Below are 22,931 nucleotides of genomic sequence, written 5' to 3' on the forward strand. Positions count from 1 at the left end.
TTCACGTTACATATTGCTGCGAGCTTGTTCGCAGCAATCATTTTCTGTTTTTAAACCTCCCTGCAGTACACACATAAAAATAAGTAGATTTCCACGCTGATCCATAATCAGGATCAATAAAGTAGCGGCGGAAATGATTCCATTCCTAACGCAAATTCCCGGATAATCGCCACTGGACTTTCTGCTTGCGCGGTAAGGCAGGATAAGTCGCATTACTGATGGCTTCGCTATCATTGATTAATTTCACTTGCGACTTTGGCTGCTTTTTGTATGGTGAAGGATGCGCCACAGGATACTGGCGCGCATACACAGCACATCTCTTTGCAGGAAAAAACGCTATGAAAAATGTTGGTTTTATCGGCTGGCGCGGAATGGTCGGCTCTGTTCTCATGCAACGCATGGTAGAGGAGCGCGATTTCGACGCTATTCGCCCTGTTTTCTTTTCTACCTCCCAGTTCGGACAGGCGGCGCCAACCTTCGGCGACACCGCTACCGGTACGCTACAGGACGCTTTTGATCTGGATGCGCTAAAAGCGCTCGATATTATCGTGACCTGCCAGGGCGGCGATTATACCAACGAAATTTATCCAAAGCTGCGCGAAAGCGGATGGCAAGGTTACTGGATTGACGCGGCTTCTACGCTGCGCATGAAAGACGATGCCATTATTATTCTCGACCCGGTCAACCAGGATGTGATTACCGACGGCCTGAATAATGGCGTTAAGACCTTTGTGGGCGGTAACTGTACCGTTAGCCTGATGTTGATGTCGCTGGGCGGTCTCTTTGCCCATAATCTCGTTGACTGGGTATCTGTCGCGACCTATCAGGCCGCCTCCGGCGGCGGCGCGCGCCATATGCGCGAGTTGTTAACCCAAATGGGTCAGTTGTATGGTCATGTCGCCGATGAACTGGCGACGCCCTCTTCCGCAATTCTTGATATTGAACGCAAAGTTACGGCATTGACCCGCAGCGGCGAGCTGCCGGTTGATAACTTTGGCGTACCGCTGGCGGGAAGCCTGATCCCCTGGATCGATAAACAGCTCGATAACGGCCAGAGCCGCGAAGAGTGGAAAGGCCAGGCGGAAACTAACAAGATTCTCAATACCGCATCTGTGATCCCGGTTGATGGTTTGTGCGTGCGCGTCGGCGCGCTGCGCTGTCACAGCCAGGCGTTCAGCATTAAGCTGAAAAAAGAGGTATCCATTCCGACGGTAGAAGAACTGCTGGCGGCACATAATCCGTGGGCGAAAGTGGTGCCGAACGATCGTGATATCACTATGCGTGAATTAACCCCGGCGGCGGTGACCGGCACGTTGACTACGCCCGTTGGTCGCCTGCGTAAGCTGAACATGGGGCCGGAGTTCTTGTCGGCCTTTACCGTAGGCGACCAGTTGTTATGGGGCGCCGCGGAGCCGCTGCGTCGAATGCTGCGTCAGTTGGCGTAGCGGTAGCTGCCCGATGGCGCCGCGCTTATCCGGCCTACGTGCGGTTCTGTAGGCTGGATAAGGTGTAGTCGGCAATCAGAGATCTGATTGATATGTAGGGTGCATCGTCACCCTTTTTTTGCGTAATACAGGAGTAAACGCGGATGTTTCATTTTTTATCAGGAGTTAAAGAGAGCATTGGCTATTCTTTAAGGGTAGCTTAATCCTACGGGTATTAAGCCTAACCTGAAGGTAGGACGACGCAGATAGGATGCACAGTGTGCTGCGCCGTTCAGGTCAAAGAAGTGTCACTACCTGATGTTGAATTCAGTTAGATGGAGTGACGCCACAAAACAGGATGACAAACCATGTCCAGTCGTATCGATAGAGACGTGATTAATGCGCTAATTGCAGGACATTTTGCGGACCCTTTTTCCGTACTCGGAATGCACCAGACCCAAGCCGGACTGGAAGTCCGCGCCCTATTACCTGACGCCACCGACGTATGGGTGATTGAACCCAAAACCGGACGTAAAGTCGGCAAACTGGAATGCCTCGACGCTCGCGGTTTTTTCTGCGGCGTTTTACCCCGACGTAAAAATTTCTTTCGCTATCAGCTCGCCGTAGTCTGGCACGGACAGCAGAACCTCATCGACGATCCTTACCGTTTTGGTCCATTAATACAGGAAATGGATGCCTGGCTATTGTCGGAAGGCACCCACCTGCGTCCTTATGAAACGCTGGGCGCGCACGCCGATACGATGGACGGCGTCACCGGCACCCGTTTTTCCGTTTGGGCGCCTAATGCTCGTCGCGTTTCGGTTGTAGGGCAATTCAACTATTGGGATGGGCGTCGCCACCCGATGCGTCTGCGCAAAGAGAGCGGTATTTGGGAGCTGTTTATCCCCGGCGCGCATAATGGACAACTGTATAAATTCGAGCTGCTTGATGCGAACGGTAATCTGCGCATTAAAGCCGATCCCTATGCTTTTGAGGCGCAGATGCGTCCGGAAACGGCGTCGATGATCTGCGGACTGCCGGAGAAAGTGACGCAAAGCGAAGAACGACAAAAAGCCAATCAGTTTGACGCGCCGATTTCGATTTATGAGGTGCATTTAGGTTCATGGCGTCGCCATACGGATAACAACTTCTGGCTGAGCTATCGTGAGCTGGCGGATCAGCTTGTGCCTTACGCCAAATGGATGGGTTTTACGCACCTGGAACTTTTGCCGGTCAACGAACATCCGTTCGACGGCAGTTGGGGCTACCAGCCGACCGGTCTCTACGCGCCGACCCGCCGTTTTGGTACGCGAGACGACTTCCGCTATTTCATCAATGCGGCCCATGCGGCGGGGCTCAACGTCATTCTCGACTGGGTGCCGGGCCATTTTCCGTCCGATGAATTTAGCCTCGCGGAGTTTGACGGGACCCACCTCTATGAGCACAGCGATCCGCGCGAGGGGTATCACCAGGACTGGAATACGCTGATCTACAACTATGGTCGTCGTGAAGTCAGTAATTATCTGGTGGGCAACGCCCTGTACTGGATGGAGCGTTTTGGGATTGATGCGCTGCGTGTCGATGCGGTGGCCTCTATGATCTACCGCGACTACAGCCGCAAAGAGGGCGAGTGGATACCGAACGAGTTCGGCGGTCGTGAAAACCTGGAAGCCATTGAGTTTCTGCGTAATACCAACCGCATTATTGGCGAGCAGGTGCCCGGCGCGGTCAGCATGGCGGAAGAGTCGACAGACTTCTCTGGCGTGACGCGTCCGCCGGAAACGGGCGGCCTGGGGTTTTGGTACAAGTGGAATCTGGGCTGGATGCACGACACGCTGGACTATATGAAACTGGACCCGGTGCACCGTCAGTATCATCACGACAAGCTGACCTTTGGTATGTTGTACAACCATACCGAAAACTTTGTTCTGCCGCTGTCGCACGATGAGGTGGTTCACGGTAAAAAATCCATTCTCGATCGCATGCCGGGCGATGCGTGGCAGAAGTTTGCCAACCTGCGCGCCTATTATGGCTGGATGTGGGCCTTCCCCGGAAAGAAACTGCTGTTTATGGGTAATGAGTTTGCCCAGGGACGCGAGTGGAACCATGACGCCAGCCTCGACTGGCACCTGCTGGAGGGGGGCGATAACTGGCACCACGGGGTTCAGCGTTTGGTGCGCGATCTCAACCACACCTATCGCCACCATAAAGCGCTGCATGAGCTGGATTTTGATGCTTACGGCTTTGAGTGGCTGGTGGTCGATGACAATGAACGCTCGGTACTGATTTTCGTGCGCCGCGATAAAGCCGGTAACGAAATCATCGTTGCCAGCAACTTCACGCCTGTTCCCCGTCACGACTACCGCTTTGGCATCAACCAGCCGGGACGCTGGCGTGAAATTCTCAATACCGACTCGATGCATTATCACGGTAGCAACACCGGCAATGGCGGCATGGTGCACAGCGATGAGATCGAAAGCCATGGTCGTCAGTACTCTCTTAGCCTGACGTTACCGCCGTTGGCGACGATCTGGCTGATGCGGGAGGGGGAATGACGCAGCTTGCGATCGGCGAAGCAACGCCGCATGGCGCAACTTATGACGGTCATGGCGTGAATTTCACGCTCTTTTCCGCCCATGCGGAGCGTGTGGAGCTGTGCGTCTTTGATTCCCGGGGGGATGAGCATCGCTACGACCTGCCAGGACGTAGCGGCGATGTCTGGCATGGTTATCTGGCAGGCGCCAGGCCAGGTTTGCGTTATGGCTATCGCGTACATGGCCCGTGGCAACCAGCGCAGGGGCATCGGTTTAATCCTGCGAAGTTACTGCTTGACCCTTATGCGCGCCGGGTCGAGGGCGAGCTAAAAGATCATCCGCTGTTGCACGGCGGACACGATGAACCGGACTACCGCGATAACGCGGCGATGGCGCCGAAAAGCGTGATAATCAGCGATCATTATGACTGGGAAGATGACGCTGCGCCACGTACGCCGTGGGGAAAAACGATCATCTATGAAGCTCATGTCAAAGGGCTTACCTACCTGCATCCGGAGCTCCCCCAGGAGATACGCGGCACCTATAAAGCGCTTGGTCATCCGGTCATGGTGGCGTACTTCAAACAGCTTGGCATTACGGCGCTGGAACTGTTGCCGGTGGCGCAGTTTGCCAGCGAGCCGCGCCTGCAACGCATGGGACTGACCAACTATTGGGGTTATAACCCGATGGCGATGTTTGCGCTGCATCCCGCCTGGGCCAGTTCGCCCGAGACGGCGCTGGACGAGTTTCGCGATGCGGTGAAAGCGCTGCATCGCGCCGGGATTGAGGTCATTCTGGACATCGTATTAAACCATAGCGCCGAACTGGACCTGGACGGTCCAACCTTCTCCCTGCGCGGAATTGATAACCGTAGCTATTATTGGATAAAGGACGATGGCGATTATCACAACTGGACGGGGTGCGGCAACACGCTCAATTTAAGCCATCCCTGCGTGGTGGAATACGCGTGCGAGTGTCTGCGCTATTGGGTAGAAACCTGCCATGTCGATGGTTTTCGTTTTGATTTGGCGTCTGTCATGGGGCGAACGCCGACGTTTCGCCAGGATGCGCCGCTGTTCGCCGCGATTAAAGCATGTCCTGTGTTATCAACGGTCAAGCTGATTGCTGAACCGTGGGATGTTGGCGAGGGAGGGTATCAGGTCGGAAATTTTCCGCCGCCGTTTGCCGAGTGGAACGACCATTTTCGCGATGCGGCCCGCCGATTCTGGTTGCCGCGTAACCTGGCGACCGGGGAATTTGCCTGTCGTTTCGCCGCTTCCAGCGATGTGTTTAAACGCAATGACCGCAAGCCCGGCGCCTCTGTCAATCTGATCACTGCGCATGACGGTTTTACGCTACGGGACTGTGTCTGTTTCAATCAGAAACACAATGAGGCGAACGGTGAGGAAAATCGCGACGGCACCAACAACAATTACAGCGACAATCATGGTAAAGAAGGATTAGGCGGTCCGCTTGATTTAATTGAGCGGCGGCGCGACAGCATTCATGCCCTGCTGGCGACGCTACTGCTCTCTCAAGGAACGCCGATGCTGCTGGCAGGCGATGAACACGGCCATAGCCAGCACGGCAACAATAACGCCTACTGTCAGGATAATGCCTTAACCTGGCTGGACTGGCAGCAGGCAAACCGTGGGTTAACCATGTTTACCGCCGCGCTGATTCGTTTGCGCCAGCAGATACCGGCTTTAACCGGCGATAGCTGGTGGGAAGAAGACGATGGCAACGTGCGTTGGCTTAATAAAAACGCGCAACCCTTGAGTGCGGATGAGTGGCAAAACGGACCTAAGCTGATGCAAATTCTACTGTCGGACCGTTTTCTGATTGCGATAAATGCCACGCTTGAGGTGACAGATATTGTTTTACCCAAAGGGGAATGGCGCGCCGTTCCCCCATTCGCTGGAGAGGATAATCCGGTGATAACGGCTGTCTGGCAGGGACCTGCGCATGGACTGTGTGTGTTCCAGAGAGGATAAAAAAGGAGTTAATCATGGTGAGTTTAGAGAAGAACGATCGTGTAATGTTGGCGCGCCAGCTGCCACTGAAATCTGTTGCCCTAATCCTGGCCGGCGGCCGCGGCACGCGTCTAAAAGATTTAACGAACAAACGCGCCAAGCCTGCCGTCCACTTTGGCGGGAAGTTCCGCATCATCGATTTTGCCTTATCGAATTGTCTGAACTCCGGGATTCGCCGTATCGGCGTGATCACTCAGTATCAGTCCCACACGCTGGTACAGCATATTCAACGCGGCTGGTCGCTGTTTAGCGAAGAGATGAACGAATTTGTTGACCTGCTGCCAGCCCAACAGCGAATGCAGGGCGAAAACTGGTATCGCGGTACGGCGGATGCTGTGACCCAGAACCTGGACATTATTCGTCGCTATAAAGCGGAATATGTCGTCATCCTGGCAGGCGATCATATCTACAAGCAGGACTACTCGCGTATGTTGATCGATCACGTTGAAAAGGGCGCGCGTTGCACGGTGGCCTGTATGCCGGTGCCGATCAACGAAGCGACGGCGTTCGGCGTGATGGCGGTAGATGAAAGCGACAAGATTATTGATTTTGTCGAAAAACCGGCGAATCCTCCCGCGATGCCTGGTGACGATAGCAAAGCGTTGGCCAGTATGGGGATTTACGTTTTTGACGCCGATTATCTGTATGAATTGCTGGCAGCGGACGATAAAGATGACGCCTCCAGCCATGATTTCGGTAAAGACATTATCCCGAAAATCACCCGCGAAGGCATGGCTTACGCGCATCCTTTCCCGCTTTCCTGCGTGCAGTCCGATCCGGAAGCTGAACCGTACTGGCGCGATGTAGGTACGCTGGAAGCTTACTGGAAAGCAAATCTGGATTTAGCCTCAGTGACGCCGGAGCTGGATATGTATGACCAGAACTGGCCTATCCGTACGCATATGGAATCGCTACCGCCTGCGAAATTCGTGCAGGACCGCTCCGGTAGCCATGGTATGACGCTGAACTCGCTGGTCTCCGGCGGCTGCATTATCTCCGGTTCGGTGGTGGTGCAATCTGTGCTCTTCCCACGGGTGAGAATAAATTCTTTTTGTAATATTGACTCGGCAGTGTTGTTACCTGAGGTTTGGGTAGGACGCTCCTGCCGTTTACGTCGTTGTATTATTGACCGTGCCTGCATTATCCCGGAAGGCATGGTGATTGGTGAAAATGCGGAAGAGGACGCTCGTCGTTTCTACCGTTCAGAAGAAGGTATTGTACTGGTCACGCGTGAAATGCTGCGCAAACTGCAGGTCAAACAGGAGCGATAATGCAGGTTTTACATGTATGTTCAGAGATGTTCCCCCTGCTAAAGACTGGGGGCCTGGCGGATGTGATAGGCGCGTTGCCTGCGGCACAAATTGCGGATGGTGTTGATGTTCGCGTTCTGCTTCCAGGGTTTCCCGATATCCGTCGGGGGATACCCGATGCGCATGTGGTGAGCCGCCGCGATACTTTCGCAGGTAAAATATCGCTGCTGTTCGGGCATTATAACGGCGTGGGCATTTATCTGATCGACGCGCCGCATCTGTACGAGCGTCCGGGCAGCCCCTATCACGATACGAATTTATATGCCTATACCGACAACGTGCTGCGTTTTGCCCTGTTAGGGTGGGTCGGCTGCGAAATGGCCTGCGGACTTGATCCGTTCTGGCGCCCTGACGTGGTGCATGCCCATGACTGGCACGCCGGGCTGGCGCCCGCCTATCTGGCGGCGCGCGGACGTCCGGCGAAATCGGTCTTTACCGTACACAACCTCGCCTATCAAGGCATGTTTTATGCAAAGCATATGGATGACATCGAACTGCCGTGGTCATTTTTTAATATGCATGGGCTGGAGTTCAACGGACAAATCTCCTTTTTGAAGGCCGGCTTGTACTATGCCGACCATATTACGGCAGTTAGCCCGACCTATGCGCGTGAAATTACCGAGCCGCAATTTGCTTATGGTATGGAAGGCCTGCTGCGCCAGCGTCACCTGGAAGGGCGTCTGTCCGGCGTACTGAATGGCGTGGATGAGAAGATCTGGAGCCCGGAATCCGATCTGCTGCTGGCGTCGCGCTACACGCGCGATACCCTGGAAGAGAAGGCGGAAAACAAACGTCAGCTACAAATTGCGATGGGGTTGAAGGTTAACGACAAAGTGCCGCTGTTTGCCGTGGTAAGCCGTCTGACCAGCCAGAAAGGACTGGATCTGGTACTGGAGGCATTACCGGGGCTGCTGGAGCAGGGGGGGCAGTTGGCGCTACTCGGCGCGGGCGATCCGGTGCTTCAGGAGGGTTTCCTCGCGGCGGCGGCGGAACACCCAGGTCAGGTTGGTGTACAGATCGGCTATCACGAAGCTTTCTCGCATCGCATTATGGGCGGCGCGGACGTAATTCTGGTGCCAAGTCGTTTCGAACCGTGCGGCTTAACGCAGTTATATGGCTTAAAGTATGGCACGCTGCCTCTGGTGCGGCGTACCGGGGGGTTGGCCGATACGGTCTCCGACAGTTCGCTGGAAAATCTGGCGGACGGTATCGCCAGCGGTTTTGTCTTTGAAGATAGTAACGCCTGGTCGTTGCTACGCGCGATTCGGCGTGCTTTTGTATTGTGGTCACGGCCTTCGCTTTGGCGGTTTGTACAACGGCAGGCGATGGCAATGGATTTTAGCTGGCAAGTTGCCGCGAAATCATACCGCGAGCTGTACTATCGCTTGAAATAGTCATCCAGGAATCATTTATATGAATGCTCCGTTTACTTATGCATCGCCTACACTCAGCGTTGAGGCGCTTAAGCATTCTATTGCCTATAAGCTGATGTTTACGATTGGTAAAGACCCGGTCATTGCCAATAAACACGAATGGCTGAACGCCACGTTGTTCGCAGTGCGCGATCGTCTGGTGGAGCGCTGGCTGCGTTCTAATCGAGCCCAATTATCGCAGGAAACCCGGCAGGTTTATTACCTGTCGATGGAGTTTTTGATTGGCCGTACCCTCTCTAACGCGCTGCTCTCGCTGGGCATTTATGACGACGTTAAAGGCGCGCTCGAGGCCATGGGGTTAGATCTCGAAGAGCTGATCGACGAAGAGAATGACCCGGGGCTGGGCAATGGCGGCTTAGGACGGCTGGCAGCTTGCTTCCTGGACTCGCTGGCGACGTTAGGATTGCCGGGGCGCGGGTACGGCATTCGCTACGACTACGGCATGTTTAAGCAGAATATTGTCGACGGGCGGCAAAAAGAGTCTCCGGATTACTGGCTGGAATATGGCAACCCGTGGGAGTTCAAGCGGCACAATACGCGCTATAAGGTGCGTTTTGGCGGGCGAATTCAGCAGGAAGGAAAAAAAGCGCGCTGGATTGAGACGGAAGAGATCCTGGCCGTCGCGTATGATCAGATCATTCCCGGTTACGACACCGACGCCACTAACACACTACGGCTGTGGAATGCGCAGGCCAGTAGTGAAATCAACCTCGGTAAATTCAACCAGGGCGACTACTTTGCGGCGGTGGAAGATAAAAACCACTCTGAGAACGTATCACGGGTGCTCTACCCGGACGACTCCACCTATTCCGGACGAGAGCTACGCCTGCGCCAGGAGTATTTTCTGGTCTCGGCGACGGTGCAGGATATCCTGAGTCGTCATTATCAACTGCATAAAACCTATGCGAATCTGGCAGATAAAATCGCCATTCACCTTAATGATACGCATCCGGTGCTGTCAATTCCGGAGCTGATGCGCCTGCTGATTGATGAACATAAATTTAGCTGGGACGACGCGTTTGAGGTGTGCTGTCAGGTCTTCTCTTATACCAACCATACGCTGATGAGCGAGGCGCTGGAAACCTGGCCGGTCGATATGCTGGGGAAAATTCTGCCCCGTCACCTGCAGATTATCTTCGAGATTAACGACTATTTCCTGAAAACGTTGCAGGAGCAATATCCCAACGATACCAGTCTGCTTGGACGCGCGTCGATTATTGATGAGTCGAACGGACGCCGGGTACGGATGGCCTGGCTGGCGGTGGTGGTTAGCCATAAAGTCAACGGCGTTTCTGAACTGCATTCCAACCTGATGGTGCAGTCGCTGTTCGCGGATTTTGCGAAGATTTTCCCGACTCGTTTTTGTAACGTCACTAACGGCGTTACGCCGCGCCGCTGGCTGGCGCTGGCAAACCCGCCGCTTTCTGAAGTGCTGGATGAGAATATTGGTCGTACCTGGCGTACCGATCTTAGTCAGCTCAGCGAGCTGGAGCAGCATTGTGATTATCCGCTGGTCAATCATGCGGTGCGTCAGGCGAAGCTGGAAAATAAAAAACGGCTGGCGGTGGTGATTGCGCAACAATTGAACGTGGTGGTGAACCCTAAAGCGTTATTTGACGTGCAGATTAAGCGTATTCACGAATACAAGCGGCAGTTGATGAACGTACTGCATGTCATTACCCGCTATAACCGCATTAAAGAAAATCCGGAGGCCGACTGGGTGCCGAGAGTGAATATTTTTGCCGGTAAGGCGGCTTCCGCCTATTACATGGCAAAACATATCATTCATCTGATCAACGACGTGGCGAAAGTGATTAACAACGATCCGCAGATTGGCGACAAGCTGAAAGTGGTGTTTATCCCGAACTACAGCGTCAGTCTGGCACAGGTGATTATTCCCGCTGCCGACCTGTCTGAGCAGATTTCGCTGGCAGGGACAGAAGCTTCCGGCACCAGTAATATGAAATTTGCCCTGAACGGCGCGCTCACCATTGGTACGCTGGATGGCGCGAACGTAGAGATGCAGGAGCATGTCGGCGAGGAGAATATCTTTATCTTCGGTAATACTGCAGAAGAGGTGGAAGCGTTGCGCAGGCAGGGGTATAAACCTCGCGACTATTATGAAAAAGATGAAGAGCTACATCAGGTACTGACGCAGATTGGTAGCGGCGTCTTTAATCCGGAAGAGCCAGGCCGTTACCGCGATCTGGTAGATTCGCTGATTAACTTTGGCGATCACTACCAGGTGCTGGCGGACTACCGCAGCTACGTGGACTGCCAGGATAAGGTGGATGAGTTGTATCGTCGCCCGGAAGAGTGGACGACGAAAGCGATGCTCAACATTGCCAATATGGGCTACTTCTCATCGGACAGAACTATCAAAGAGTATGCCGAAAACATCTGGCATATTGATCCGGTGCGGTTGTAAAACCCGATGCCGGCGGCGTTTTGCTTGCCCGGCCTACGTTTATGTATTCTTGTAGGCCGGATCAGGCGTTCACCGCCAGCCGGCATTTTTCTCAGGACGCCAGTGACAGTTGGCGTTTGCCAATATACTCCGCCAGCCATTGGGTGATGCGCGACTGCTGCTCGGCGGTCAGCCACATGCCTTCTTTGGTACGACGCCAGATAGCGTCTTCAGTACGGCGCACCCATTCGTGATCCACCAGATACTTGAGTTCCGCTTCGTAAAACTCATGACCGAAATCTTCGCCTAAATCAAGCAGTGACGTAGCTTCGCCGAGAATCCACTCCGTGTTGCTACCGTAAGTGCGCGAATAGTGGCGCGCCAGCGATTCCGTCAGGAACGGATAACGACGACGCAGCTTCGCCGCGTAATCTTCGCGGCTGCCGTCGATGTCGCCGCCAGGAAGTACGCACGTTTTGGTCCATGCCGGTCCGATGCCTGGATACCAGGGTGCCAGTTTTTCCATCGCATGTTCGGCCAACTTACGGTAGGTCGTGAGCTTACCGCCAAACACGGAAAGCAGCGGCGCTTTGCCATTTTCATAGTGGATATCCAGGGTGTAATCGCGAGTGATAGCCTGCGGCGAGTCGGACTCATCATCGCACAGCGGACGGACGCCGGAGTATGTCCAGACGATGTCATCGCGTCCCAGTTGTTTTTGGAAGTGCGCGTTATAGACCTTCAACAGGTAATTAATTTCGCTCTCTTCAATTTTTACCGCTTTCGGATCGCCTTTATATTCGACATCGGTTGTGCCAATGATCGAAAACTCTTCCATCCACGGGATGACAAAGACGATACGTTTATCTTCGTTTTGCAGAATATACGCCTGCTTCTGATTATGGATGCGCGGCACAACGATATGGCTGCCTTTGATCAGGCGGATGCCATACGGAGACGGTAGGTGCATCCCTTCGTCGAAGAACTGTTTGACCCACGGACCGGTGGCGTTAACCAGTCCGCGCGCCTGCCAGACATATTTTTTACCGGTGTCGATATCTTCCGCTTCGACAATCCACAGGCCATTTTCCCGGCGAGCGGCGGTTGCGCGAGTACGGGTAAGGACTTCGCCGCCTTTACGCACCACCATCTGTGCGTTGGCCAGCACCAGACGCGCATCGTCTACCCAGCAGTCGGAATATTCGAATCCGCGCACGATTTCAGGTTTGAGTACCGAATCTGCGCCAAACCGCACACCGGTGGAACCGGGTAAACTGGTACGTTTGCCGAGGTGATCGTACATAAACAGACCGATACGGATCATCCATGCCGGACGTAAATGCGGGCGGTGCGGCAGACGAAAACGCATCGGGAAGGCGATATGCGGCGCCATTTTCAACAGCACCTCACGTTCTGCCAGCGCTTCACTGACCAGACGGAATTCGTAGTGCTCCAGGTAGCGTAAGCCGCCGTGGATAAGTTTAGAACTGGCGGAAGAGGTCGCGCAGGCTAAATCTTGCGCTTCCAGCATGAGTACGGACAAACCGCGTCCGGCGGCATCAGCCGCGATGCCTGCGCCGTTAATGCCCCCGCCTATCACGATCAGATCTATGGTTTCCATGCTGTCCTCTTGCACTTTCGTTAAAGTTCAAAAATGTTCGTTATCGAACATAATAGCAAAGAAACGCGCTATTGGTAACATCGAAAAAACATTTTAGAGTGATATGTATAACATTATGGCGTTAAGCTACTCCGTCAACGTACACTGGGCGATAAAATGCCTTAATTGGCTTCACCGGCAATATGAAAGAGCGATTCATGGAACAATTTGAATGTATCACTGTAGAAGAGGCGTATCAGAAACTGCATCAGGGCGCGGCGGTGCTGGTCGATATTCGCGATCCGCAAAGTTATGTCATGGGTCATGCGCCGCAGGCGTTTCACTTGACCAACGATACGCTGGGCGCGTTTATGCGTGAGCATGATTTCGATACCGCCGTGATGGTGATGTGCTATCACGGCAACAGCAGTAAAGGCGCCGCGCAGTATCTGCTCCAGCAAGGCTATGATGCGGTTTACAGCATTGACGGCGGGTTTGAGGCCTGGCATCGCCATTTCCCTGCCGACATCGCAAATGGCGCTTAATCCCACAAAGATGCAGCCTCCGACGAGAAGGGTATATATACTGTCTTCTTTTGTATGGACTAAGCGACAGCAACAATGTTGATGATTACTTCCTTTGCGAATCCCCGCGTGGCGCAGGCATTTGTTGATTACATGGCCACCCAGGGCGTCATTCTTATTATTCAGCAACATAATCAAAGCGATATCTGGCTGGCGGATGAATCGCAGGCCGAACGCGTGCGGGCCGAGCTGGCGCGGTTTATAGAAAATCCCGGCGATCCGCGTTATCTGGCGGCTAGCTGGCAGTCCGGGCAGACTAACAGCGGGCTGCACTACCGCCGTTTTCCCTTTCTCACCACGTTGCGTGAACGAGCCGGCCCCGTCACCTGGATCGTGATGGTCGCCTGCGTGCTGGTCTATATCGCGATGAATATCGTCGGCGATCAGACGGTGATGGTGTGGCTGGCATGGCCGTTCGATCCGGCCTTAAAATTTGAATTCTGGCGCTACTTCACCCATATCTTTATGCACTTCTCACTGATGCATATTCTTTTTAACCTGCTGTGGTGGTGGTATCTCGGCGGGGCGGTAGAGAAGCGCCTGGGCAGCGGTAAATTAATCGTTATTACGGTGATAAGCGCGCTGCTAAGCGGCTATGTACAGCAGAAATTTAGCGGCCCGTGGTTTGGCGGACTGTCCGGCGTCGTCTATGCGCTGATGGGGTACGTGTGGCTGCGCGGAGAGCGCGATCCGCAAAGCGGAATTTACCTCCAGCGCGGCTTAATTATTTTTGCATTATTGTGGATAGTCGCTGGCTGGCTTGACTGGTTTGGCATGTCTATGGCGAACGGCGCGCACATCGCCGGGCTTATCGTCGGTTTAGCGATGGCCCTTGTTGATACGTTGAATGCGCGAAAACGAACGTGAGGCGTATCCGGCCTGTGGTCGAGATATTTTTCCAGGCCGGGTAGGGCGAATGCCGCTATCCGGCATAAGGTTGGTTACTTTCAGAGATTATTCATGAAACAAACACAACGGCATGACGCGATCATTGAACTGGTAAAAAAACAGGGGTACGTCAGTACGGAAGAGCTGGTGGAGCATTTTTCTGTCAGCCCGCAAACCATCCGTCGGGATCTTAACGATCTGGCGGAACAGAATATGATTTTGCGCCACCACGGCGGCGCGGCGCTGCCCTCCAGCTCGGTGAACACGCCGTGGCACGATCGTAAGGCGACGCAAACGGAAGAAAAAGAGCGTATCGCTCGTAAAGTCGCGACCCAGATCCCCAATGGTTCGACGCTGTTTATTGATATCGGCACGACGCCGGAAGCCGTAGCGCACGCCCTGTTAGGGCACAGTAATTTGCGGATCGTGACCAACAATTTGAACGTAGCGAACACGCTAATGGCGAAAGAGGATTTTCGTATTATCCTGGCTGGCGGCGAACTCCGCAGCCGCGACGGCGGTATTATTGGCGAAGCGACGCAGGACTTTATCGCCCAGTTCCGTCTGGATTTCGGCATTCTCGGTATTAGCGGTATTGATAGCGACGGCTCGTTGTTGGAATTTGACTACCATGAGGTGCGCACCAAGCGCGCGATTATCGAAAATTCGCGCCACGTGATGCTGGTGGTGGATCACTCTAAATTTGGTCGTAATGCGATGGTAAACATGGGCAGCATTAGTATGGTCGATGCGGTCTACACCGATATCCTACCACCGGCGGGCGTGATGCAGGTCATCGCCGACCACCATATTCAATTAGAGCTGTGCTAAAGAGACAGCCTTATCCGGCCTACATTCTGCGCGCGATCGTAGGCCTGATAAGCCCATCAGGCATTAATTTACACCCCGTACCCCATCATCTTCAGTAACTGCTGCGCGTGCTGTACCGCGTCCTGACGGTGCGCGACGCCGAGTTTCTGGTAGAGGTTGCGGATATGCGTCTTAATGGTGGTCGCGGCCACCGCCAGTTCGCCGGCAATCTGTTCGTTGCTGTAACCGGAATAGATAAGCCCTAACACCTGCCATTCACGCTGGGTGAGCGGGCTGGTGCGAATAAGCTCCGGGACATCCGGATGGTTAAGCAGGCGCTCGACGAAGCCTTCGTCAAAATGGGCAAATTTATGCCGGTGATGTTGGTTAATCTCTCGCAGGATGCGTTGCGCGCGGTGCTGCTCCATCTCCGGCAGCGTATTGAGCTGGATAAGCTGACGCAATTGTTGCGCCATGGCTTCGCCTTCAATCACAAAATGGCTGATAAATCCGGTCCGGTTGGCTAGCTGTAAGGCATCAAGCAATACGCGCTGGGCGTCGTTTTTCCGCCCTGATTGCCAGTAAAGCTGATTGAGTAACAGCAGGTTGCGGTTTAAATCGCTCATTAAGCGCAGGCTACGGGCGTTCTCATTTAATTCTTCCAGCACGATTTCCGCAGGCTCGAATTCGCCCACCAGGATCTGCGCTCTGGCGATATTCCGCCATTGTCCTTGCAGAAAATGGTTATTGGCAAACGCCGGTTTTGGCGTATGGCGTAACCAGTTGGCGGCGGATTTCTTGTCACCGGTTAACTGCCAGTAAATGACACGCACCTTATCGGCGTTAGAGATCCAGTCGCAGTGGTAACGGCCATTGCCTAATAAATTTTCCAGTCGGTTAAGCTGACTACGGGCATTATCCAGATCGCCGCGCGCCAGCGAGCACTGCACCAGTAACGTCAAACACTGCAACTGTTGTTGCGGCTGAAAGGTGGACAGCACAGCGATACCGCTGCGCGCCGAGGTTTCCGCTTCGTCAAGGCGCGCCCACGCCCACAGCAATTGCGCGCGGATACGTATCAGAAACTCATGCATCGGCAGTTGTTCCAGATGTTGCTCTTTGATCAACTGGAAGGCTCTCTCCTGCGTTTCCCATGCGGCCTGCAGGAATCCCTGGGCGAACTGAATTTCGCTTTGTTGAATTAAGCTCCACAGCGCATAATGCCAGACGTCATGATGGCGCGCCATTTGTTCGGTTTGTTGCATCAGTGATAAAGACTGGCTGAGATCGCCTTTACAATGCAGCACTTCGCCGTGGACGGAGGTCGCGACGATGCGGCTATAAAACCAGGCGAGAGGAAGCTCATCCAGCGCCAGTTTCGCCAGCCGCTCTGCTTCTTCCGGATTGCCGTCGTTGATGGCGACCTGGGCGCGCAGCGCGTTAAATTCAGCATGCAGCGTGCCGTCCATGACCCCTTTGATCTCTTGCTCGGCGCGCGCCAGCAACGTATTCACTTCGCTGTAGCGGTGCTGGCTTTGCATCAGCCAGGCCTGCAACAATACCAGCCGCGGATTTTCCAGCAGGCTTTCCCACGGCAACGCTTTTAATGACTCCTCCAGCAGCGCCAGTTCGCTATGATTAAACAGCCCCCACGCATGATTAAGCAGAATATCGCGCAGCATTTGCGCATCGCCCGCCGCCAGCGCATGATGAATGGCTTCGCTGGGAAAGCCTTGTTCCATCCAGCTTTCCGCGGCTGCGCGGTGGATCTCCGGCAGTTCCGCCGCCAGTTCCCACTGGCAACGCTGGCGCAGAAAGCTACCAAACAACGGGTGATAGCTGAACCATTCCCCCGTGTCGTCCATGCGTTGCAGGAATAGCCCCTGACGCTCAATCTCCTCCAGCCGCATCTGACCGTTTTCTTCGCCGGTCACGCGTACGATCAGCGCATCATTCATTGAGCGTAAGATAGCGCTCTTAAGTAAAAAATGTCGGGTGCTGACATCCACGTTATCCAGTACTTCGTCTACCAGATAATCGGACAGATGGCTGGCATTAATACCAGCAAGTCGCCGGGCGGACTGGTGCGCCGAGTGATTATTTTGGCGGGCGGAAAGGGCGATCAACTGTAGCGCAGTGGCCCAACCGGCAACATCGTCGCACATTCGGCTGCTCTCAGCGGCTTCAATCGGCGATGAAAGACGACGGTCAAAAAATTGCTTTGCTTCCTGATGGTTAAAAGCCAACTGCTGGCTACCGATTTCCAGCAACTGATCGCGCACGCGCAGGTTAGCGATGCCCAGTTGCGGCAAATTACGCGATAGCACCACCAGAGTGAAATTTTCCGGCTGATGACGTAAGAAAAAGCGCATCGCATCGTGAATCACCGGATTGGTAATCAAATGGTAGTCGTCAATCACCAGATAAAGCGGGCGATGCCACTGCGCCAGTTCAATAAAGAGCTGCGCGAAGAGGGAAGTCAGACTGGCGTACTGACGTTTTTGCGCCATCGCTTCGCTGGTAGTGCAGTGTCCGCCGGTGGCCTGCTGGATAGCGGCGATTAAGTAACTGGCGAATCGCTCTTGCTGGTTATCGCCTTCGTCGAGAGAGTACCAGCCTAATTCATTTTTGCCCGCCGCCCACTGTGAGACAAGCGTGGTTTTCCCATAGCCAGCAGGACTGGTTACCAGGGCGAGCCTGAAATTGTTCGCGCCGGAAAGTTTAGCCAACAGCCGCTCACGAACCACGGTATGGTCGAGACGAACCGGACGACTTAATTTAGACGGAATCAACATAGCAATCACTTCACTGTGAGGAATGGGGGAACTGCGATTTTTTTTGCGCTTCGTAATTAATAAATACAAGGTCGACCAGAAAGCATTTTAATGCAAGCTAAGCAGACTTTTTATGTGTCTGAATTTGCACTCTGTCACAATTCTAAATAACGGTATTAAAAAAGTATTTGGTGCAGTTGAAACGGGCGTCAGAACTGGGCTGAGGTCATATTGCTGCTGTTGTAAATAATGTCCTGGTCATGATCCGGATTTAACACAATGGCAATACCAGGCATTTAATTAATTATGTTAAGTCGGTGAATCTCCCGCCGCTGAATATTTCAAGTAAGAAACTATTTCGGCGTTCATATAATCTTTCGAAAATACCCCTCCGTGATTTATTGTTATTTCTGTTTATTCATTTGATTATGCGTAACACTGGACACCGCTGGCAGGAGTCGGCGCGTTTATGCAGGGTTAAGTGGCGGCGATCACACTTTTATGCTCATCCCCGCTCCTCCTCCCTCCCTAATCCGTGCCGGGAGGAGGAAGGTCAACATCGAGCCTGGCAAACTAGCGACAACGTTGTTTTATTACCCGAGGACGGATTTCCTATGTCACAGCCAACCTTCAATAAAGATCAATTCCAGGCCGCCCTGACGCGTCAGTGGCAGCGTTTCGGTTTACTGTCGGCGTCCGACATGACGTCTCGTCAGTGGTGGCAGGCCGTTAGCGGCGCGCTGGCAGAATTACTGAGCGCGCAGCCGGTAGCGCAGCCGACGAAAGGCCAGCGTCATGTGAACTACATTTCGATGGAATTTTTGATTGGCCGCCTGACGGGAAATAACCTGTTAAATCTGGGGTGGTACCAGGACGTTAGCGATGTGCTGAAAGCGCATGACGTCAACCTGACCGATCTGCTGGAAGAGGAAGTCGATCCGGCGCTCGGCAACGGTGGTCTGGGACGTCTGGCCGCCTGCTTCCTCGATTCGATGGCGACCGTCGGGCAGTCCGCCACGGGCTATGGTCTGAACTACCAGTATGGGCTGTTCCGTCAGTCATTTGTTGAAGGCAAGCAGATGGAAGCGCCGGATGACTGGCATCGCGGCAGCTATCCGTGGTTCCGCCACAACGAGGCGCTGGACGTTCAGGTTGGGATCGGCGGTAAAGTCACCAAAGAAGGGCGCTGGGAGCCCGGCTTTGTGATTACAGGCCAGGCCTGGGATCTGCCGGTGTTGGGCTATCGTAACGGCGTCGCGCAACCGCTGCGTTTGTGGCAGGCGGCCCACGCGCATCCGTTTGATCTGACCAAATTCAACGACGGCGCTTTCCTGCGTGCGGAACAGCAGGGTATCGATGCGGAAAAACTGACGAAGGTGCTTTATCCCAACGATAACCACACGGCGGGTAAAAAACTGCGTCTGATGCAGCAATACTTCCAGTGTGCCTGCTCGGTAGCGGATATTCTGCGTCGCCATCATCTGGCCGGACGCAAACTGCATGAGCTGGCGGATTATGAAGTCATTCAGCTAAATGATACCCACCCGACTATTGCCATCCCTGAACTGCTGCGCGTATTGCTGGATGAACACCAGATAAGCTGGGACGATGCCTGGGCGATTACCCGCAACACTTTCGCCTACACCAACCATACCCTGATGCCGGAAGCGCTGGAGTGCTGGGACGAGAGATTAATCAAAACTCTGTTGCCGCGTCATATGCAGATTATCAAGCAGATTAATGACCGCTTTAAGACGCTGGTCGATAACACCTGGCCGGGCGATAAGCAGGTATGGGCAAAACTGGCGGTGGTGCATGACCGCCAGGTACGCATGGCCAATATGTGCGTGGTCAGCGGCTTTGCGGTCAACGGTGTGGCGGCGCTGCACTCCGATCTGGTCGTGAAAGATCTGTTCCCGGAATATCACCAGCTTTGGCCGAACAAATTCCACAATGTCACCAACGGCATTACGCCGCGTCGCTGGGTCAAGCAGTGCAATCCGCAGCTTGCGGCGTTGCTGGATAAAACGCTGAAAAAAGAGTGGGCTAACGATCTCGACCAGTTGATCAACCTCGAAAAATACGCTGACGACGCCACATTCCGTCAGCAGTATCGCGACATCAAACGGGCGAACAAAGAACGGCTGGTGAAATTTATCCAGGCCCGTACCGGGATTGAGATTTCGAGCCATGCGATTTTTGATATTCAGATCAAACGCCTGCACGAGTACAAGCGTCAGCATCTGAATCTGTTGCATATTCTGGCGCTGTACAAAGAGATCCGCGAAAATCCACAGGCTGACCGCGTACCGCGCGTATTCCTGTTTGGCGCGAAGGCGGCGCCGGGCTATTACCTGGCGAAGAACATCATTTTTGCTATCAATAAGGTCGCGGAAGCCATTAATAACGACCCGGTGGTGGGCGATAAGCTGAAGGTCGTTTTCCTGCCGGATTACTGCGTCTCGGCGGCGGAAATGCTCATTCCCGCGGCGGATATTTCCGAGCAAATTTCTACTGCCGGGAAAGAAGCGTCCGGCACCGGTAACATGAAGCTGGCGCTGAACGGGGCGTTGACAGTGGGAACGCTGGACGGCGCTAACGTTGAAATCGCTGAGAAGGTGGGCGAAGAGAATATCTTTATTTTTGGCCATACTGTGGAAGAGGTGAAGGCGCTCAAAGCTAAAGGCTACGACCCGGTGAAATGGCGTAAAAAAGACAAAGTGCTGGATGCGGTGCTAAAAGAGCTGGAAAGCGGTCAATACAGCGATGGCGATAAACATGCCTTTGACCAGATGCTGCATAGCCTCGGCAAACAGGGGGGCGATCCGTACCTGGTCATGGCGGACTTCGCCGCTTATGTCGAGGCGCAAAAGCTGGTGGATGCGCTGTATCGCGACCAGGAAGCGTGGACGCGCGCCGCGATCCTCAATACCGCGCGCTGCGGTATGTTCAGTTCCGATCGCTCTATTCGCGATTATCAGGCCCGTATCTGGCAGGCAAAACGCTAAGGGAGCGCGATGGAAAATAAACGTCTCGATAGTGCCGCGCTGGTGGCGGGGATCAGCCCCAGTTACATCAATGCTCATGGCAAACCGCAGTCTATTGGCGCTGAAACCAAGAGACGTTTGCTGGCGGCGATGCACGGTACGACCACCGGACCACAGGCGATCGTGCCGAATGTGAAGGTTTATACTGCGGGTAAAAAAATGGCGTTACCGGTAGAGGGGCGCGGTGAGTTTGCCTGGCTGCTGACCACTGAAGAGGGCGTGCATTACAAAGGGCGCGTGACGGGCGGTAAAAAACTTAACCTTCCGGCTACGTTGCCGGAGGGTTACCACACCCTGACGTTGACCCAGGATGAACAGCGAACGCACTGTCGTATTATCGTTGCCCCGCCGCGATGCTATGAACCGCAGGCGCTGCTGGAAGGGAAAAAACTGTGGGGGGCCTGCGTCCAGCTTTATACCCTTCGTTCAGAAAAAAACTGGGGTATTGGCGATTTCGGCGATTTGAAGTCGATGCTGGCCGACGTTGCGAAACGCGGCGGCGCGTTTATCGGCCTGAACCCGATCCACGCGCTTTATCCGGCGAATCCGGAGAGCGCCAGTCCCTACAGCCCCTCGTCCCGTCGCTGGCTGAACGTGATATATATTGATGTTAACGCTGTCGAAGATTTCCGCCTGAGCGAAGAGGCGCAGGCGTGGTGGCAAATGCCCGCCACACAGCAAAGACTGCGACAGGCGCGAGATGCGCAATGGGTGGATTACGTTACCGTTACCGCGCTGAAAATCACGGCGCTGCGGATAGCGTGGACGAGGTTTGCCGCTCGCGACGATGCGCAAATGGCGGAGTTTCGTCACTTTATCGCCCGCGAAGGCGAGAGCCTTTACTGGCAGGCGGCATTCGACGCGCTGCATGCGTATCAGGTGAAAGAGGATGAGCAGCGCTGGGGCTGGCCAGCCTGGCCGGAGGCGTACCAGTCGGTAGAGTCTCCCGCTGTGAAAAAATTCTGTGAAGCGCACCGCGAAGAGGTGGAGTTTTACCTCTGGCTTCAGTGGCTGGCCTGGCGCCAATTCGCCGCCTGCTGGGATACCTGTCAGAGTTTTAAGTTGCCGATTGGTCTGTACCGCGATCTGGCGGTTGGCGTGGCGGAAGGCGGCGCGGAAACCTGGTGCGACCGGGAGCTGTATTGCCTGAAAGCATCCGTCGGTGCGCCGCCGGATATCCTCGGCCCGCTCGGTCAGAACTGGGGGCTGCCGCCAATGGACCCGCATATCATTGTCGCCCGGGCGTATGAACCCTTTATCGACCTGCTGCGCGCCAATATGCAAAACTGCGGCGCGTTGCGCATTGACCATGTTATGTCGTTGCTGCGTCTGTGGTGGATACCGTATGGCGAAACAGCGGATCGCGGGGCATATGTTCAGTATCCGGTTGACGATCTGTTGGCTATTCTGGCGCTGGAGAGCCAACGTCATCGCTGTATGGTGATAGGCGAAGATCTGGGGACGGTGCCAGTTGAGATTGTCGGCAAGCTGCGCGATAGCGGGGTCTATTCTTATAAAGTGCTGTGGTTTGAAAATGACCTTGAGAAAAACTTCCGCGCGCCAGGCGCGTATCCGCAACAATCGATGGCTGTCGCCTCGACGCACGATCTCCCCACGCTGCGCGGCTATTGGGAATGCGGTGACCTGACGTTGGGTAAAGCTCTGGGGCTTTATCCGGATGAAGTGATTCTGCGCGGGCTGTATGAGGATCGCGAGCGGGCGAAACAGGGGCTATTGGACGCGCTGCATAAATATGGCTGTCTGCCAAAACGCGCCGGGCATAAGGCATCGTTAATGTCGATGACGCCGATACTAAATCGCGGACTTCAGCGCTATATCGCCGACAGTAACAGCGGTCTGTTGGGGCTTCAGCCGGAGGACTGGCTGGATATGGCCGATCCGGTTAACGTGCCGGGCACCAGCTATCAGTATAAAAACTGGCGGCGAAAATTGTCCGCGTCTCTTGAGGCCATGTTTGCCGATGAGGGAGTGAACAAGCTGATTAAGGATTTGGACAGACGCCGAAAAGCGGCCGTGAAGAAGGCGTAACGTTATTTTGCCGGATGGCGGCGCGCAATGTGTCTTAC

13 protein-coding genes and 1 pseudogene are annotated in these 22,931 nt (G+C 54.2%); 11 read left to right on the forward strand and 3 right to left on the reverse strand.

Annotation, left to right across the window (positions count from 1 at the left end; genetic code table 11):
- Positions 1-60 precede the first annotated feature (60 nt).
- A pseudogene (locus ACE15A_RS01400) lies at positions 61-156 on the reverse strand (MarC family protein); the annotation flags it as partial.
- A gap of 182 nt (positions 157-338) precedes the next feature.
- Here ACE15A_RS01400 and asd point away from each other — a divergent pair.
- The 6 genes from asd to glgP all read left to right on the forward strand — a co-directional run bounded on the left by asd (position 339) and on the right by glgP (position 11,162).
- Positions 339-1,445, forward strand: a complete 1,107-nt coding sequence (gene asd / locus ACE15A_RS01405) for an aspartate-semialdehyde dehydrogenase (protein ID WP_053507975.1) — start codon at positions 339-341, stop codon at positions 1,443-1,445.
- 347 nt (positions 1,446-1,792) lie between these two features.
- Complete coding sequence (gene glgB / locus ACE15A_RS01410; protein WP_023247849.1) at positions 1,793-3,979, forward strand: 1,4-alpha-glucan branching enzyme; 2,187 nt, start codon at positions 1,793-1,795, stop codon at positions 3,977-3,979.
- Positions 3,976-5,952, forward strand: a complete 1,977-nt coding sequence (glgX, locus tag ACE15A_RS01415; protein WP_064055967.1) for a glycogen debranching protein GlgX — start codon at positions 3,976-3,978, stop codon at positions 5,950-5,952. The genes glgB and glgX overlap by 4 nt, the downstream gene beginning before the upstream one ends.
- A 14-nt stretch (positions 5,953-5,966) precedes the next feature.
- The gene (glgC, locus tag ACE15A_RS01420; protein WP_023247851.1) at positions 5,967-7,262 is read left to right on the forward strand and encodes a glucose-1-phosphate adenylyltransferase; all 1,296 of its coding nucleotides are present in this window, start codon (positions 5,967-5,969) and stop codon (positions 7,260-7,262) included.
- Positions 7,262-8,695 (forward strand): glycogen synthase GlgA, encoded by a 1,434-nt coding sequence (glgA, locus tag ACE15A_RS01425; RefSeq protein ID WP_001197663.1) that lies wholly within the window; start codon positions 7,262-7,264, stop codon positions 8,693-8,695. The genes glgC and glgA overlap by 1 nt, the downstream gene beginning before the upstream one ends.
- Positions 8,696-8,714: 19 nt before the next feature.
- Entirely contained in the window at positions 8,715-11,162 is a 2,448-nt protein-coding gene (glgP, locus tag ACE15A_RS01430; RefSeq protein WP_000993430.1) for a glycogen phosphorylase, read from the forward strand.
- A gap of 91 nt (positions 11,163-11,253) precedes the next feature.
- On the opposite strand, the gene glpD is transcribed toward glgP, so the two are convergent.
- On the reverse strand, positions 11,254-12,762 hold the full coding sequence (glpD, locus tag ACE15A_RS01435; protein ID WP_129382342.1) for a glycerol-3-phosphate dehydrogenase: 1,509 nt from the start codon (positions 12,760-12,762) through the stop codon (positions 11,254-11,256).
- Between the two features lie 197 nt (positions 12,763-12,959).
- Between glpD and glpE the strand changes: the two genes are divergently transcribed.
- The 3 genes from glpE (at position 12,960) to ACE15A_RS01450 (ending at position 15,044) form a co-directional block, all read left to right on the forward strand.
- On the forward strand, positions 12,960-13,286 hold the full coding sequence (gene glpE, locus ACE15A_RS01440) for a thiosulfate sulfurtransferase GlpE (protein ID WP_023247853.1): 327 nt from the start codon (positions 12,960-12,962) through the stop codon (positions 13,284-13,286).
- Positions 13,287-13,361: 75 nt separating this feature from the next.
- On the forward strand, positions 13,362-14,192 hold the full coding sequence (glpG, locus tag ACE15A_RS01445) for a rhomboid family intramembrane serine protease GlpG (protein WP_053507972.1): 831 nt from the start codon (positions 13,362-13,364) through the stop codon (positions 14,190-14,192).
- 93 nt (positions 14,193-14,285) lie between these two features.
- Positions 14,286-15,044, forward strand: coding sequence for a DeoR/GlpR family transcriptional regulator (locus tag ACE15A_RS01450; RefSeq protein WP_023247855.1), 759 nt, complete (start codon positions 14,286-14,288; stop codon positions 15,042-15,044).
- A gap of 68 nt (positions 15,045-15,112) precedes the next feature.
- Here ACE15A_RS01450 and malT read toward each other — a convergent pair whose 3' ends face one another.
- Entirely contained in the window at positions 15,113-17,818 is a 2,706-nt protein-coding gene (gene malT / locus ACE15A_RS01455; protein ID WP_023247856.1) for an HTH-type transcriptional regulator MalT, read from the reverse strand.
- 593 nt (positions 17,819-18,411) lie between these two features.
- Between malT and malP the strand changes: the two genes are divergently transcribed.
- A complete protein-coding gene (gene malP / locus ACE15A_RS01460) occupies positions 18,412-20,805 on the forward strand; it encodes a maltodextrin phosphorylase (RefSeq protein WP_053507971.1) in 2,394 nt (797 codons plus the stop codon).
- A gap of 9 nt (positions 20,806-20,814) precedes the next feature.
- Positions 20,815-22,893, forward strand: a complete 2,079-nt coding sequence (gene malQ, locus ACE15A_RS01465; protein WP_023247858.1) for a 4-alpha-glucanotransferase — start codon at positions 20,815-20,817, stop codon at positions 22,891-22,893.
- Positions 22,894-22,931: the final 38 nt, after the last annotated feature.

The sequence above is a fragment of the Salmonella sp. HY31 genome (assembly GCF_042604575.1).
Lineage (GTDB): Bacteria > Pseudomonadota > Gammaproteobacteria > Enterobacterales > Enterobacteriaceae > Salmonella > Salmonella diarizonae.

Excerpts from the sequence above, each read along its gene's own strand:
- asd (WP_053507975.1), top strand. The coding sequence starts at position 339 with ATGAAAAATGTTGGTTTTATCGGCTGGCGCGGAATGGTCGGCTCTGTT.
- glgB (WP_023247849.1), top strand. The coding sequence starts at position 1,793 with ATGTCCAGTCGTATCGATAGAGACGTGATTAATGCGCTAATTGCAGGA.
- glgX (WP_064055967.1), top strand. The coding sequence starts at position 3,976 with ATGACGCAGCTTGCGATCGGCGAAGCAACGCCGCATGGCGCAACTTAT.
- glgC (WP_023247851.1), top strand. The coding sequence starts at position 5,967 with ATGGTGAGTTTAGAGAAGAACGATCGTGTAATGTTGGCGCGCCAGCTG.
- glgA (WP_001197663.1), top strand. The coding sequence starts at position 7,262 with ATGCAGGTTTTACATGTATGTTCAGAGATGTTCCCCCTGCTAAAGACT.
- glgP (WP_000993430.1), top strand. The coding sequence starts at position 8,715 with ATGAATGCTCCGTTTACTTATGCATCGCCTACACTCAGCGTTGAGGCG.
- glpD (WP_129382342.1), bottom strand. The coding sequence starts at position 12,762 with ATGGAAACCATAGATCTGATCGTGATAGGCGGGGGCATTAACGGCGCA.
- glpE (WP_023247853.1), top strand. The coding sequence starts at position 12,960 with ATGGAACAATTTGAATGTATCACTGTAGAAGAGGCGTATCAGAAACTG.
- glpG (WP_053507972.1), top strand. The coding sequence starts at position 13,362 with ATGTTGATGATTACTTCCTTTGCGAATCCCCGCGTGGCGCAGGCATTT.
- ACE15A_RS01450 (WP_023247855.1), top strand. The coding sequence starts at position 14,286 with ATGAAACAAACACAACGGCATGACGCGATCATTGAACTGGTAAAAAAA.
- malT (WP_023247856.1), bottom strand. The coding sequence starts at position 17,818 with ATGTTGATTCCGTCTAAATTAAGTCGTCCGGTTCGTCTCGACCATACC.
- malP (WP_053507971.1), top strand. The coding sequence starts at position 18,412 with ATGTCACAGCCAACCTTCAATAAAGATCAATTCCAGGCCGCCCTGACG.
- malQ (WP_023247858.1), top strand. The coding sequence starts at position 20,815 with ATGGAAAATAAACGTCTCGATAGTGCCGCGCTGGTGGCGGGGATCAGC.